General features: G+C 73.1%; 10 protein-coding genes. 4 read left to right on the plus strand and 6 right to left on the minus strand.

Translation table 11 applies throughout. The annotated features are described in order from the left end of the window. Position 1: 1 nt before the first annotated feature. Positions 2-487, minus strand: coding sequence for a MarR family winged helix-turn-helix transcriptional regulator (locus ACZDYF_RS13265; protein WP_475057563.1), 486 nt, complete (start codon positions 485-487; stop codon positions 2-4). Positions 488-575: 88 nt separating this feature from the next. On the opposite strand from ACZDYF_RS13265, the gene ACZDYF_RS13270 reads away from it, so the two are divergent. Then, the gene (locus tag ACZDYF_RS13270; RefSeq protein ID WP_191791796.1) at positions 576-800 is read left to right on the plus strand and encodes a hypothetical protein; all 225 of its coding nucleotides are present in this window, start codon (positions 576-578) and stop codon (positions 798-800) included. 113 nt (positions 801-913) lie between these two features. On the opposite strand, the gene ACZDYF_RS13275 is transcribed toward ACZDYF_RS13270, so the two are convergent. From ACZDYF_RS13275 to ACZDYF_RS13285, 3 genes are all read right to left on the minus strand, one after another. Beyond that, complete coding sequence (locus tag ACZDYF_RS13275) at positions 914-2,008, minus strand: Gfo/Idh/MocA family protein (protein WP_475057576.1); 1,095 nt, start codon at positions 2,006-2,008, stop codon at positions 914-916. A 163-nt stretch (positions 2,009-2,171) separates the two neighbouring features. After that, positions 2,172-3,206, minus strand: a complete 1,035-nt coding sequence (locus ACZDYF_RS13280) for a Gfo/Idh/MocA family protein (RefSeq protein WP_475057584.1) — start codon at positions 3,204-3,206, stop codon at positions 2,172-2,174. 109 nt (positions 3,207-3,315) lie between these two features. Further along, positions 3,316-4,962 (minus strand): Ig-like domain-containing protein, encoded by a 1,647-nt coding sequence (locus ACZDYF_RS13285; RefSeq protein ID WP_475057590.1) that lies wholly within the window; start codon positions 4,960-4,962, stop codon positions 3,316-3,318. 184 nt (positions 4,963-5,146) lie between these two features. Here ACZDYF_RS13285 and ACZDYF_RS13290 point away from each other — a divergent pair, with 184 nt between their 5' ends. From ACZDYF_RS13290 to ACZDYF_RS13300, 3 genes are all read left to right on the plus strand, one after another. Beyond that, on the plus strand, positions 5,147-5,971 hold the full coding sequence (locus tag ACZDYF_RS13290) for an ABC transporter ATP-binding protein (protein WP_475057594.1): 825 nt from the start codon (positions 5,147-5,149) through the stop codon (positions 5,969-5,971). Then, positions 5,971-8,553, plus strand: a complete 2,583-nt coding sequence (locus ACZDYF_RS13295; RefSeq protein WP_475057597.1) for an ABC transporter permease — start codon at positions 5,971-5,973, stop codon at positions 8,551-8,553. Before ACZDYF_RS13290 ends, ACZDYF_RS13295 begins: the two co-directional genes overlap by 1 nt. A 159-nt stretch (positions 8,554-8,712) precedes the next feature. Beyond that, positions 8,713-9,858 carry a glycerol dehydrogenase gene (locus ACZDYF_RS13300; RefSeq protein ID WP_475057600.1) on the plus strand — a complete coding sequence of 382 codons (1,146 nt, stop codon included), beginning with the start codon at positions 8,713-8,715 and terminating at the stop codon, positions 9,856-9,858. Between the two features lie 138 nt (positions 9,859-9,996). Here the strand turns inward: ACZDYF_RS13300 and topA are convergent, their stop codons facing one another. Together topA and ACZDYF_RS13310 are read right to left on the minus strand one after the other, a co-directional pair. Continuing rightward, positions 9,997-12,804: a type I DNA topoisomerase gene (gene topA / locus ACZDYF_RS13305; protein ID WP_475057605.1), complete on the minus strand. Its 2,808-nt coding sequence runs from the start codon at positions 12,802-12,804 to the stop codon at positions 9,997-9,999. A 258-nt stretch (positions 12,805-13,062) separates the two neighbouring features. After that, complete coding sequence (locus ACZDYF_RS13310) at positions 13,063-13,914, minus strand: phosphatase PAP2 family protein (RefSeq protein ID WP_475057609.1); 852 nt, start codon at positions 13,912-13,914, stop codon at positions 13,063-13,065. Between the last annotated feature and the right edge of the window lie 9 nt (positions 13,915-13,923).

The following is a 13,923-nucleotide window of genomic DNA, read 5'->3' on the forward strand; positions in this document are numbered from 1 at the left end:
GCTAGATGACGCCCGCGCGCAGCGCGGCGGACACGACCTTCGAGGCTGCGGCGTGGACCTCCATGAGCTCGTCGAGGGTCAGGCCCGTGGCGGCGGTGATGGCAGGCGGCACCTTCTCGGCCTGCGCGCGGAGCTCGCGCCCGGCCGGGGTCAGCGTGACGTCGACGACGCGACCGTCGTGCTCGTTGCGCGAGCGCGTCAGGTACCCCGTGGTCTCGAGCCGCCGCACGAGCGGGGAGAGCGTGCCGGGGTCCAGGTGGAGGCGCTCGGCGAGGGACGTGGCCGTGGTGCGCTCGCCGGCCGCGGCGTCCTGCCACAGCGCGAGCATCACGAGGTACTGCGGGTGGGTCAGGCGCAGGGGCTCGAGCAGCGGCTTGTACATGGCGACCATCGCGCGGGCGCCGGCCGACAGCGCGAAGCAGACCTGGGACTCGAGCGCGAGCGGGTCGGTGCCGGGCAGCGGGGCGCTCTCGAGCGAGGTGGTCATGTCGTCATGGTAGCCAGTTCTCCCCTATGCTTGGTGCACCAATCATTGGTGCACCATCGAATTGCACCGTTCGCGAGAGGAGAGGCGCATGGCCGACAAGCAGCGACGACGCCCCCTGGGCCTGCGCATGACCGAGACCTTCCTGCCGATCTTCGGACCCGCGCAGGTCGGGAAGCAGGGCTCGCCCGGGCGCGGCGTCTCCGCGGCCGAGGCCGAGCGCGACCGCGAGCTCAAGACGCGCTTCGAGTACGTGACGGGCCCCGACGGCCGCAGCTACGTCGTCGAGCACACGGACGAGCCCACCGCGAGCTAGCCCCGCACCCCACCCCGCCACCCCGCGGTGTCGAGAACGGGGTTGAGGTCGTTCTCACGGGCAGAACGACCTCAACCCCGTTCTCGACACCCGGGTGTCTCGACACACCCAGGTCACTCGTTCGGGTAGACCACGCCCGTCTGGCGGCGGACCTCGTCCATGGTCCGCATGACGTCGAGCGTGTCCTGCCACGTCATGCGCGGGCTCTCGGTCAGGCCGGCCGCGAGGCAGCGCGCGACCTCGGCCGCCTGGTACTGCTTGCCCTCGCCGCGGAAGCCCTCGTAGCGCCACTGCGCGCCGTCGTGCCGGACCACGCGGAACGACGTCGGGGCGTAGAAGGTGCCCTCGATCTCGATGCGTCCCGCGGTCCCGGAGATCGATGCCACGTTGGGGGTCTGGGACCACAGGGTCGTCGACAGCGTGGCCATGGCCCGGCCGTAGCCGAGCGTGATGCCGAGCTGGCCGTCGACTCCCGTCTCCGTGAGCGCCCCCACCGCGGTGACCGACGACGGCGCCCCCAGGACGTCGTGCGCGAACGACACGGGGTACACGCCCAGGTCGAGCAGCGCGCCGCCCGCGAGGTCGGGGGCGTAGAGCCGGTGCTCGGGGTCGAACGGGAAGAACTGGCCGTGGTCGGCGCTCACGTTGACGGTCTCGCCGATCTCACCGCGCGCGATCACCGCGCGCAGCGCCGCGACGTGCGGCAGGAACCGGGTCCACATGGCTTCCATGACGAACACGCCTGCGGCCCGCGCGGCGTCGAGGATCTCGCGCGCCTCGGCCTCGTTGCGCGTGAACGCCTTCTCGACGAGGACGTGCTTGCCCGCCGCGATGGCCAGCAGCGCGTGGTCCCGGTGGTGCGAGTGCGGGGTCGCGACGTACACGACGTCGACCTGAGGGTCCTCGACGAGCTCGGTGTAGTCGGCGTGCGTCGTGTGGATGCCGTGCTCGGTCGCGAAGCGCTCGGCGCGGACGCGGTCGCGCGACCCCACGGCCACGACGCGTGCGCGCGTGTGGTCGCGCACGGCCTCGGCGAACGACCCGGCGATGTTGCCGGCGCCCAGGATCCCCCAGCGGACGGTGGGAGCGGTCCGCGGGTCGGGCACGACGCCGGAGATCGCCTCGGGCAGGTCGGCGGCGGTCGCCGCGAGGTGGGGCAGGGAGGCGGGCTGGACTGTCGGTGCCGCTTCGCGGGCGTCGTTGCTCATGGGTTCACGCTAACCCCGTGAGAGCGCTGCCACGGGGTATTGCCCGAGGTGTGGTCGCGCGGCCGACGTGCCGAGGACGAGGTTCCGCGCGGTCGAACCGCCCGGCCGAGGCCGTTCCGGACGCCAGAACGGCCACAACACCGTTCTCGGCCCCGGCGAGCGATCACTCGCCCGGGTACACGACCCCCAGCTGCGCACGCGCAAGGTCCATGACCCGCATCAAGTCGAGGGTGTCCTGCCAGGTCATGCGCGGGCTCTCGGTCAGGCCGGCCGCGAGGCAGCGCGCGACCTCGGCCGCCTCGTACTGCTTGGCCCCCGGCGCGTACCCGTCGTAGTCGCGGCGCGCGCCGTCGGCCCAGACCACGCTGAAGGCCGTGGGCACCATGAAACGGTCGACGACCTCGATCCGCCCTCCCGTTCCCGCGACCACGAGCGACGTCGCCGACTGCGCCAGGACCGACGAGGCGAGCGTGGCCGTCGCGCGCTCCCCGTACCGCAGCACCACGGTCGACTGGGCGTCCACCCCGGTGGGAGCCTGCAGACCGACCGCCGTGACGTCGTCGGGCATGCCCAGGAGGTCCGTCGCGAACGCGAGCGGATAGATCCCGATGTCCAGCAGCGCACCGCCCGCGAGCTCGGGCGCGAACAGGCGGTGGGACGGGTCGTACGCGGCGTTCGACCCGTAGGACGCCGAGACCGACCGGACCTCGCCGATCTCCCCCTGCGCGACCAGCGCGCGGATCGCCGCGACGTGCGGCAGGTGCCGCGTCAGCATGGCCTCCATGACGAACACGCCCGCGGCCCGCGCCGCGTCCAGGACCTCGCACGCCTCGGCCTCGTTGCGCGTGAACGCCTTCTCCATGAGGACCGGCTTGCCCGCCGCGACCGCGAGCAACCCGTGCTCGCGGTGGTGCGAGTGCGGGGTCGCGACGTACACGACGTCCACGTCGGGGTCCGCGACGAGGGCCTCGTACGAACCGTGGACGGTCGCCGACGGCGCGTGCCGCTGCGCGAAGTCCCGGGCCCGGTGCTCGTCGCGCGAACCCACGGCCGCCACGTGCCCCTGCGTGTAGGCCCGGACCTCGTCCGCGAACGAGCCCGCGATCTTCCCCGCGCCCAGGATCCCCCAGCGCACGGGCGGGGCGTCACCCGGGTCGGGTACGGCGTCGAGAACGTTCACCACTGCGTGAGAGACCATGCGTCCACGCTACTGCGACCGGGCCGCGCCCCCGCAGCGGCCTGGGGCGACCGGTCGATCGACCGGTCGCCCCAGGGGCCGTGGCGGGGCTGCTGCGCTCAGGCCGTCGTCAGGAGCTCGACCCCCGACGACGCAGCGCCACGAGCGTGACCCCGGTGCCGACCAGCAGCGCGGCCGCACCGGCGGCCAGGCCGACCGTCGCGCCCGTCGTGGCGAGCGCACCACGCGCGGGCTTCTTCGTCGCCTTCGGAGCCGCCTTGACCGTCGGGGCCTTGGTCGGCGGGACGACCGCCGCGGGCGGCGTCGTGACGGGGGGCACCGTGGTGGGGGGCACCGTGGTGGGCGAAACCGGCGGGGCTGGCGGGACAGGCGGTTCCACCGGGGTGACCGGGTTGTCGAGCGCGACCTCGACCACGCCCTCCGCGCCGACCGTGACCTGTGCGCCACCCTCGACCGGGGTCACGCCCTCGCCCGAGAACACGGGCTCGCCCCAGGTCACGCCGTCGATCGCGGCGGGCGAGACCTCGCTCAGCGTCACCACGGTCCCGGCGGCGAGGCCGGGGATCGTGACGGTCGCTCCGTCGGTCACCGTGAGGCTGCCCGACGTCGTCGCACCGTTCCGGTCGGTCGTGTAGTCCACGGTGAACGCGGTGCCCGCCGGGACCGACGTCGCAGCCTCGCCCGTGACGTGCTTGGTCAGCCGGAGCTCGCCGTTGCCGTCGCCCCTGCCGTCGCCACCGGCGGCCGCGTACTCGAGCACGCGCTGGTCGTCCCAGCCGGTGCTGCCCGCGACCTGGTTGGCGAACGTGTCACCGTCCTGCACACCCGCGGGCAACGACATCCGGTACGTGAAGATGTACATGCGCGAACCGTCCGTCACGGGGTCGACGAAAGTCAGGTCGAACGACGAGCCGGCCACGTCCGGGGTGTAGACGTAACCGGTCCCCGGGCTGAGCCGCACCGCGCTCGAGCCGTAGTCACCGTTGTTCCAGTCGGCCAGGGGGACGTACGCGACGACGAGCGAGTCGTCGCGCATGGTCAGCCGCGAGTCGTAGGTGTCGGTCACGACCACGGGACCACCGGCCGATGCCGCCAGGAACTCGCTCGGCACGTAGACCTCCCAGACGGCGGTCCTGCCGTCCGTGCTGACCCAGCCGCCCTTGGCGGGCTGCTCCGGTGCGGACCAGCCGCTGCCCGGGATCACGCCGCCGCCCGGTACGGGGACCTCGATCACCATCTCGTTGCCCGTGGTGAACGTGAACGTCCCCCCCTCGCCGACGCTGCTGACCTGCGCGTAGAAGTACAGCGTGCCCTGGACGTTGGTCGCGGTCTCGACGTAGGGGCTGAGCGTGCACGCGAAGCCGTCCTGCGTGACGTCGCACGTCCCGACGACCGCACCGGCGGGCGTCTTGAGGTCGAACGTCTGCGCGAACCCCGTCACACGGGGGGACTGCGGGAACGCCAGGGTGAACGTGTCCCCCGCGTGCGAGCCGTCGGGCACGGCCCAGGTGGCCTCGATCCGCAGCGACTGCCACAGGTGGACCTCGTCCAGGGGCTGGGTGATCGTGACCGTCTTGATGGCGTCGAGCTCGGCGGCGGACGCCGTGCGGGGCATCGCGACGACGCCCACGAGCACGAGCAGGGCCGCGAGCGCCGTCGACAGCAGGCGCCGCGCGAGCGTGGGGGCAGCCGTCGTGGGGGGCACGGCGAGCACCGCCGCGCGCCGGGGGGATCCGGCCTGTGTGTGGTTCGTCATGGTGGGCTCCTCGGGTGGTGCCCGGCGGGCAGGGGGGTCGAGCCGTCGGGTCGCACGGGCGGGTGGTCCGTGGTATCGGGGAGGACCACGCCACGCCGACGTCTTGACGCGAGTTCGGCCGATGTGTCGCACGTCACCCGCCCCAGGGGCCACGATGGAGACATTCCGACCGAAGGGATCTCCGATGGAGCCCACCCCGTCCTCGTCCGCCCTGCCCGCACCTCCCCGCTCCGGAACCGGTGCCGTCCCGCCGCTGCCCGCGCTGTCCCCGACCGCTCCGGACGGGACGGCCGCCTGGGCACGCGACCTCGTGAAGACCTACGGGCAGGGCGAGACGGTCGTGCGGGCCCTCGACGGCGTCGACGTCGACTTCCGGGCGGCCGAGCTCACGGCCATCATGGGGCCGTCGGGCTCGGGCAAGTCGACGCTCATGCACTGCATGGCCGGCCTGGACTCCCCGACGTCGGGCCGGGTGGTGATCGACGGGACCGAGGTGAGCCGCCTCTCGCAGCGGCGCCTCACGGCCCTGCGTCGGACCCGGATCGGGTTCGTGTTCCAGTCGTACAACCTGGTCCCGACGCTCACCGCGGCGGAGAACATCACGCTCCCGCTCGACATCGCCCGCGCCCCCGTGGACCGGGCGTGGTTCGACGAGGTCGTGGGCGCCGTGGGCCTGGGCGACCGCCTGCACCACCGTCCGGCCGAGCTCTCGGGCGGGCAGCAGCAGCGGGTCGCGTGCGCGCGTGCCCTGGTCTCGCGGCCGTCCGTGGTGTTCGCGGACGAGCCCACGGGCAACCTCGACTCGCGCTCGTCCGCGGAGGTCCTGGGCTTCCTGCGGCGCTCGGTCGACGAGCTGGGGCAGACGGTCGTCATGGTCACGCACGACCCGCGCGCGGCCTCGTACGCGCACCGGGTCCTGTTCCTCACGGACGGGCGGATCACCGCCGACCTCGCAGCCCCGACGCGGCGCGACATCCTCGACGCGCTCGGGCAGGCGGAGGAGGACTGATGCTGCGGGTCGCGCTGCGCGGGGTCCGGGCGCACCTCGTCCGCTTCCTGCTGTCGACGCTCGCGGTGATGCTCGGGGTCGCGTTCGTGGTGGGGACGTTCACGTTCCGCGCGATGCTGTCCTCGACGTTCGACGAGATCATCGCGACGACCCTCGTGGCCGACGTGTACGTGCGCGGTGCCGAGGAGATCGACGACACGACGAGCGCGGGCAGCACGTTCGGGACGCCGCACTCCCCGGTCCCGGTCTCGCTCGCGGACACGGTCGCAGGGGTCGACGGCGTCGCGCGGGCAGTGCCCGACGCGTCGGGTCCGATCGTCCTGGTCGCGGCGGACGGCACGGCCGTCACGACGTCGGGACCGCCGAGCATCGGGATCGCGGTGGGCCCCGACGAGCCGACGGTGACGCTCGCGAGCGGCGCGTGGCCCGTGGGCGGCACCCAGATCGCGCTCGAGGAGAGCGCCGCGTCGGCCGCGGGCCTGACCACGGGCGACACGACGACCGTGGTCCTGGCGGGCGCTCCCCAGCCCGTCACGGTCACCGGCATCTTCGCGATCGAGGCGGCCGCCGCGGGCACGATCCTGGTGGGCCTCGACCCGGCGACCGCGCTCGCGACCTACGCCCCCGACGGGACGGTCCCCACGATCTCGGTCTACGCCGCCGGGGACGTGTCCGAGCAGAAGCTCGCCGAGCGCGTGGCCGAGGTCCTCCCGGCGGGCGCGGAGTCCCTCACGGGCGAGGCCGTCCGTGAGGAGGCCCGCGAGGGGGTCGAGCAGATCCTCGGGTTCATCGAGACGTTCCTGCTGGTCTTCGCGGCCATCGCGCTGTTCGTGGGGGCGTTCATCATCGCGAACACGTTCGCGATGTCGGTGCGCGAGCGCCAGCGCGAGTTCGCCCTGCTGAGGGCGCTCGGGGCCTCGCCCGCGCAGGTCTTCGCGTCGATCCTCGCGCAGGCCGTCGCGGTCGGGATCCTCGGCGCCGCGACGGGGGTCGTGCTGGGCCGGGTGCTCGTCAGCGGGCTGCGCGCGGTGTTCGGCTCGACGGGCATGGAGCTCTCGGGGCGCGTGCCGCTGAGCGCGACATCGGTCGTGGTCGCGATCTCGCTGGGCGTCCTGGTGAGCGTGGTCGCGGCCGCGGTCCCGGGCCGCCGCGCGGCCCTCACTCCCCCGGTCCAGGCCATGCACGACGACGTCGCACCGGACCGCGGGACGGGCACCCGCGCGGTGGTCGGGCTCGTGCTGACGGTGCTCGGCGCGGGCCTGCTGGTGCTGGCCTCGCGGCTCGGGAGCTCGGCCTCGGCCGACCCGACCGGGTGGGCCCTGGTCGACGACCTCAACCCGCGGGTCCTGCTCGCGGTCGGCGCGAGCGCGGCGCTCGTGGGCGTCCTGGTCCTGTCCCCCGCGATCGCCGGCGCCGTGATCACGGTGCTCGCCGTGCCGGCCGTGGCCGCGATCCGCCCGCTGGGGCGCCTCGCGCGCGGCAACGTCACGCGCAGCCCCCGCCGCACCTCGAACACCGCGGGGGCGCTGCTGATCGGGATGGCGCTCGTGAGCGCCACCGGGGTCATCGCGGCCTCGACGCAGGCCTCGGTCCGGTCGATCGTCGACGAGCAGATGCGGGCCGACTACGTGGTCCAGGCCGCCGCCGCCACGGGCGCGCTCCCGCCGGGGGTCACCGATGCCGTGACCGGGCTCCCCGCCGTCGGGCAGGCGCTTCCCCTGCGGCTCGGGACGCTCGACGTGGACGGCGAGCCCAGCGGGGCCACGGTCGTGCCGCCCGGGTTCTTCACCGAGGCGCTCGACGCGCCCGTGGTCGAGGGCGACCCCGACCGGGCCCTCGCCGACGGCGAGGCCGTGGTGCGCCGGACCGCTGCGCGCGACCACGGCTGGGCGGTCGGCGACTCCCTGACCCTGACGAGCGACGACGGCACCCGCACGCAGGACGTGCGCATCGGGGCGGTCGTCGACACCCAGGTGATCTCGTCCGACGTGGTGCTCGCCGACGCGACCTACGCGGTCGTGGGCGCCCCCGAGATCCCGACGTACGCCGTGTACGTCACGGCCGCCCCGGGGACCTCGACCACCGAGCTGCGCGCCGGCCTGACCGGGGCCGTCAAGCCCTTCCTCGTGGTCTCGGTGCTCGACCGCGAGGAGCTCGCCAACGCGGCCGCGGCCCAGGTGGACCAGGTCCTGGTGATCCTCTACGCGCTGCTGGGGCTGTCGATCGTCATCGCGCTGCTGGGCATCGTCAACACGCTCGCGCTGTCGATCATCGAGCGCACCCGGGAGATCGGGCTGCTGCGGGCCGTGGGGCTCGGGCGCCTCCAGCTCGCGGGCATCATCACGATCGAGTCGGTCCTGACCGCGGTCTACGGGACGGTGCTGGGCGTGCTCACCGGCATCGCGATCGCCGCCGCCCTGCCCGGGGTGCTCGCCGAGCAGGGGCTCACGAGCCTCGCGGTCCCCTGGGGGCAGGTGCTCGCGGTCCTGGGCCTCGCGGTCGTGATCGGGCTCGTCGCGAGCGTCTGGCCGGGCATCCGGGCCGCACGGCTGCCCGTGCTGGAGGCCGTCACGGTCGACTGACGCACCACGTCTCGCGTGACGGGACGACGACGGACGTCACACGGCCCCACCAGGCGCCCGGCCCTGCCCCGACATAGCGTCGAGGTGTCGGCGGTCCGCGAGGAGCGACCCTCCGCGCCGGTCCGGCGACGTCCTGTCCAGCACTCCGAGGAGGTCCCCATGTCCGAGGTCCCGATCCGCACCCTCATCAGCCCTCTGCGCTACGTGCAGTCGCGCGGCGCGCTGTCCCGGCTCGGTGAGTTCGTCGCCCCGATCGGCACCAAGCCGCTCCTGGTGGCCGACGACGTGGTCTGGGAGATCGTCGCGGACACCGTCGCCGAGTCGTTCCAGGCCGCGAACCTGCGCCGCGAGCGCGAGGGCTTCGGCACGTACGCGACCGCGGCGGCCGTCGACCACCTCGCCCGACGCATCCGCGAGACCGGCGCCGACGTGATCGTGGGCATCGGCGGCGGCAGCACGATCGACGCGGTCAAGGCCGCCGGGCACCTCGAGGGCATCCGCTGGGTCTCGGTGCCCACCGTCGCCTCGACGGACGCGCCCTGCTCGGCGCTGTCGGTCATCTACACCGACGAGGGCGCGTTCGAGGAGTACCGCTTCTTCCCGCACAACCCCGACCTGGTCCTCGTGGACACCCAGCTCGTCGCGAACGCCCCGGTGAAGTTCCTCGTCGCGGGCATCGGCGACGCGCTCGCCACGTGGATCGAGGCCCGCGCCGTGGCCAAGGCCAACGCGACGACCATGGCGGGCGGACTGCCCCTCATCACGGGTACCGCGCTCGCCGAGCTCTCCTGGAAGATCCTGTGGGAGAACTCGCTGCCTGCGATCGAGGCCGTCAAGGAGCACCTCGTCACGCCGGCGGTCGACGCCGTGGTCGAGGCCAACACCCTGCTGTCCGGGCTGGGCTTCGAGTCGGGCGGCCTCGCGGCGGCCCACGCGATCCACAACGGGCTCACGGCCGCGCCGCAGACCCACGGCCTCACGCACGGCCAGAAGGTCAACATCGGCTCGCTCACCCAGCTCGTGCTCGAGGGGGCGCCCTCGCAGGAGATCCGCGACTTCGTCGAGTTCACGACGCGTGTCGGGCTGCCCAACACGCTCACCGAGATCGGGCTCACGACGGCCGACGTGGGCGACCTGCGCCGCGTCGCCGAGGCCGCGACCGCCCCGGGCGAGACCATCCATGCGATGCCGTTCGAGGTCAGTGTGCCCGAGCTCGTCGACGCGCTGCGCTCGATCGAGGGGCTGTCACGCGCGATCCGCGCGGACGCGGGCCTGCCCGAACCGGTCAAGCACACGCACCACTGATCGGTCGGCCTCCCGACGAGGGAGCGAGGTAGAACGTGCTGTGCGAGGTAGTGCGCACCGCGTTCTACCTCGCACAGCACGTTCTACCTCGGCGGTCCGCCCCCCCACGAGGAAGGCCCCGCCGCCGGGGCGCCGCCGCTACTTCTTCTCGGCCGTCGCCTTCTTGGCCGGGGCCTTCTTCGCGGCGGACTTCTTGGCCGGTGCCTTGCGGGCCGGTGCCTTCTTCTTCGCCGGGCCGGCCGCGCGCTTCTCCGCGAGGAGCTCGATGGCCTTCTCCGGGGTGATGGACTCGGGCGTCAGGTCGCGCGGCAGCGTCCGGTTGGTCTCGCCGTCCGTGACGTACGCGCCGAAACGCCCGTCCTTGACCACGATGGGCTTGCCCGACGTCGGGTCGTCGCCGAGCTCGCGCAGCGGCGGGGTGGCGGTGGCTCCACGGCCGCGCTTGGGCTGCTTGTACAGCTCGAGCGCCTCCTCGAGGGTGACCGTGAACATGGCCTCCTCGGACGGGAGGGTGCGCGAGTCCGTGCCCTTCTTGAGGTACGGGCCGTACCGGCCGTTCTGCGCGGTGATCTCGACGCCCGTCTCCGGGTCCGTGCCCACGACGCGCGGCAGCGACAGCAGACGCAGGGCGTCCTCGAGCGTCACGGTGTCCAGGCTCATGTCCTTGAGCAGCGACGCCGTGCGGGGCTTGGGCAGCGCGGCCTTGGCCTTCTTGAGCGCGGCGGCCGACAGGCCTTCGTCGAACTTCGGCTCGGGGAGCTGCTCGGTCACGTACGGGCCGTAGCGTCCCGCGCGGGCCACGACCGGGTTCCCGGACTCCGGGTCGGTGCCGAGGATCCGGCCGTCGTCGGCGCCCGCGGCAAGGAGCTCGCGCGCCTTGTCGACCGTGAGCTCGTCGGGGGCCAGGTCGTCCGGGACCGAGGCGCGCGGCGGGTTCTCGCCCTCCTTGACCTCGACCGAGAGATCCTCGACGTACGGACCGTACCGACCGACACGGAGCTGGATGCCCTCGCCGATCTGGACCGAGTTGATGTCGCGCGCGTCGATCTCGCCGAGGTCTTCCACGAGCTGGCGCAGCCCCTCGCCCTCCTCGCGGCCCGTCCCGTCCCCGAAGTAGAAACGGGTCAGCCACGCGACGCGGTCCTTGTCACCGGCCGCGATCGCGTCGAGGTCGGCCTCCATCTCCGCGGTGAAGTCGTAGTCGATGAGCCACTCGAAGTGCTCCTCCAGGAGCCGGATCACGGCGAACGCGAGCCAGCTCGGGACGAGAGCCTGACCGCGCGGCAGCACGTATCCGCGGTCCTGGACCGTCGAGATGGTCGACGCGTACGTGGACGGACGTCCGATCCCGCGCTCCTCGAGAGCCTTGATGAGGCTGGCCTCGGTGTAGCGCGGGGGTGCGGACGTCGAGTGCCCGTCGGCCGTGAGGTCGCGCCCGTCGAGCAGGTCGCCCTCGCCCATCTGGGGCAGGCGGGCGTCCTCGTCGTTGCGACGGCGGCCGGACTTCGCGGGGGTGCCGTCGGCCGTCTCCGCGCCGTCGTCGGTGCCCTCCTCGTACGCGGCGAGGAAGCCGCGGAACGTGATGACCGTGCCGGAGGCCGCGAACACGGCCTCCTTCCCGGCGACCTCTGCCTCGCTGCCCGCGACCGGCGCGGCCAGCCGCACCGACGCCGTCGAGCCCTTGGCGTCCGCCATCTGCGAGGCGACGGTGCGCTTCCAGATGAGCTCGTACAGCTTGAACTGGTCGCCGCTGATCTCACGGGCGACCTGGGCCGGGGTGCGGAACGAGTCGCCGGCGGGGCGGATGGCCTCGTGCGCCTCCTGCGCGCCCTTCGCCTTCGAGGCGTAGACGCGAGGGGAGCCCGGCACGAACTCGGGACCGTACAGCTCGGCGGCCTGGCGGCGGGCGGCGTCCGTGGCCTCGGCCGACAGCGACGGGGAGTCCGTACGCATGTAGGTGATGTAGCCGTTCTCGTACAGCGCCTGCGCGGTGCGCATGGTCTGCCGCGAGTTGAAGCGGAGCTTGCGGCTCGCCTCCTGCTGGAGGGTCGAGGTCGTGAACGGCGCGGCCGGACGGCGCGTGTACGGCTTCGTCTCGAGGCTGCGGACCGCGAAGTCGGCATCGGCAAGTCCGCCGACGACGGCGGCCGCGGCCTGCTCGCCGAGCTGGACCACGCCGTCGCGCGCCGAGGCGGGCTTGAGCTGGCCGCGGTCGTCGAAGTCGCGGCCCGAGGCCACGCGCGCCCCGCCGAGCTGGACCAGGCGGGCGTCGAAGCTCTTGTCGGCGTCCTCGGCGCTGGAGTCTGCGAGCGAGAACGTGCCGGACACGTCCCAGTACTCGGCCGGGACGAACGCCATGCGCTCACGCTCGCGCTCGACGACCAGGCGCGTGGCGACCGACTGGACACGGCCCGCCGACAGACCCTGACGGACCTTGCGCCACAGCACGGGCGAGACCTCGTAGCCGTAGAGGCGGTCGAGGATGCGGCGCGTCTCCTGGGCGTCGACCAGGTGCTCGTCGAGGTCGCGCGTGTTCTCGAGCGCACGCTCGATGGCCTCGCGCGTGATCTCGTGGAAGACCATGCGGTGCACGGGCACCTTGGGCTTGAGCTCCTCGAGCAGGTGCCACGCGATGGCCTCGCCCTCGCGGTCCTCGTCCGTCGCGAGGTAGAGCTCGTCGGCGTTCTTCAGGGCGCGCTTGAGCTCCGCGACCTTCTTCTTCTTGTCCGCGTAGACCTCGTAGTACGGCTCGAAGCCCTCGTCGACGTTGACCGCGAACTTGCCGAAGGGCCCCTTCTTCATGTCGGCGGGCAGCTCGGACGGCTGCGGGAGGTCGCGGATGTGCCCGACGCTCGACTCCACCTCGAAGTCGTCACCGAGGTAGCCCTGGATCTTGCGTGCCTTCGTGGGGGACTCCACGATGACGAGCTTGCGACCTGAGGACATCCGTTCCTGCTTTCCGTTGCTGCTGGTGTGGCTCGCGCCCGGAGCGGTCTCCGGGTGGGCCGAGGTGCTGGGGGTGGGCTACGGCGTCGGGCAGGGGCGTGGCGCTGGACCCCACCGTCTCGTTCCCACCGGCAGCCTATGACGTTACGCCACTGGCGCCAGGCGGCACCTTATCCGTTGTGGACAGCCCTCGTGACCAGGGCTCGTGGTCGTCCGGGACGCCGGGCGCGAGACCGTGACCGGACCTGTGGGCGACCGTCACCTGCGCGGGGGACGGGACGTGGCCTGTCGGAGCAGGAGGAGCATCGCGAACGAGATCGCCGTCGCGGCGACCACCCCCGACGCGCCCCCCACGTAGGCCGTGGTCTCCGCCAGGTCCGTCATGCCCCAGCTCGCGGGGTAGACCTCGCGAAGGCACCAGGCCGCGACGAGCGCAGCCACGAGGCCGCCTGCGATGAGGAGCACCGACACGACGACCGACCCCGGGTAGGCGCCGCTCCGGCCGGCGGGGAGCTCGTCGAGGGCCGAGGTGGGTGTGAACGCCAGGACCAGTGCTCCCCAGGCGAGGACCACGAGCACGGCCGCGACCACGTCGCTCGGTCGGTGCCACTCCCCCACGAGCGTCGAGATGCCCGTGGCCGCCGTGTACGTGCCGCCGAGGAGCGCGACGACGGGGCGATAGCCGCGCGGCACCGCCATCAGCAGCGCGACCGACACCGAACCGGCGACGGTCGTGTGCCCGCTGGGGAGGCTGTTGCCGTTCCACCCGCCGATGAGGTCCGGGCGGTCGAGGACGACCTTCTTCGTGAGCTGCGTCGTGACGTTGGCTCCCACGACGAGGAACGCGACCTGGACCGCGAGGCCCCATCGACGCCGCAGGAGCGCGATGCCCATCGCGGTCCCCAGCCCGAGGATGACGAAGGACACCGAGACGACGTCGAGCACGGGGGACGCGAACGACCACAGCGTCCCCTGCCCGTAGTCGGCGCCACGGAAGGCCGCCTGGTCCAGGAACTGCCCCTGCTCGGTCGCCACGAAGACGTTCCACACCTGCCACGTGAGGACGACGGCGGCGGCCGCGGTGAGACCCGCCACGACGCGTCCCGGCACGTTCGTCGC

The organism is Oerskovia sp. PE-21s (assembly GCF_056158145.1).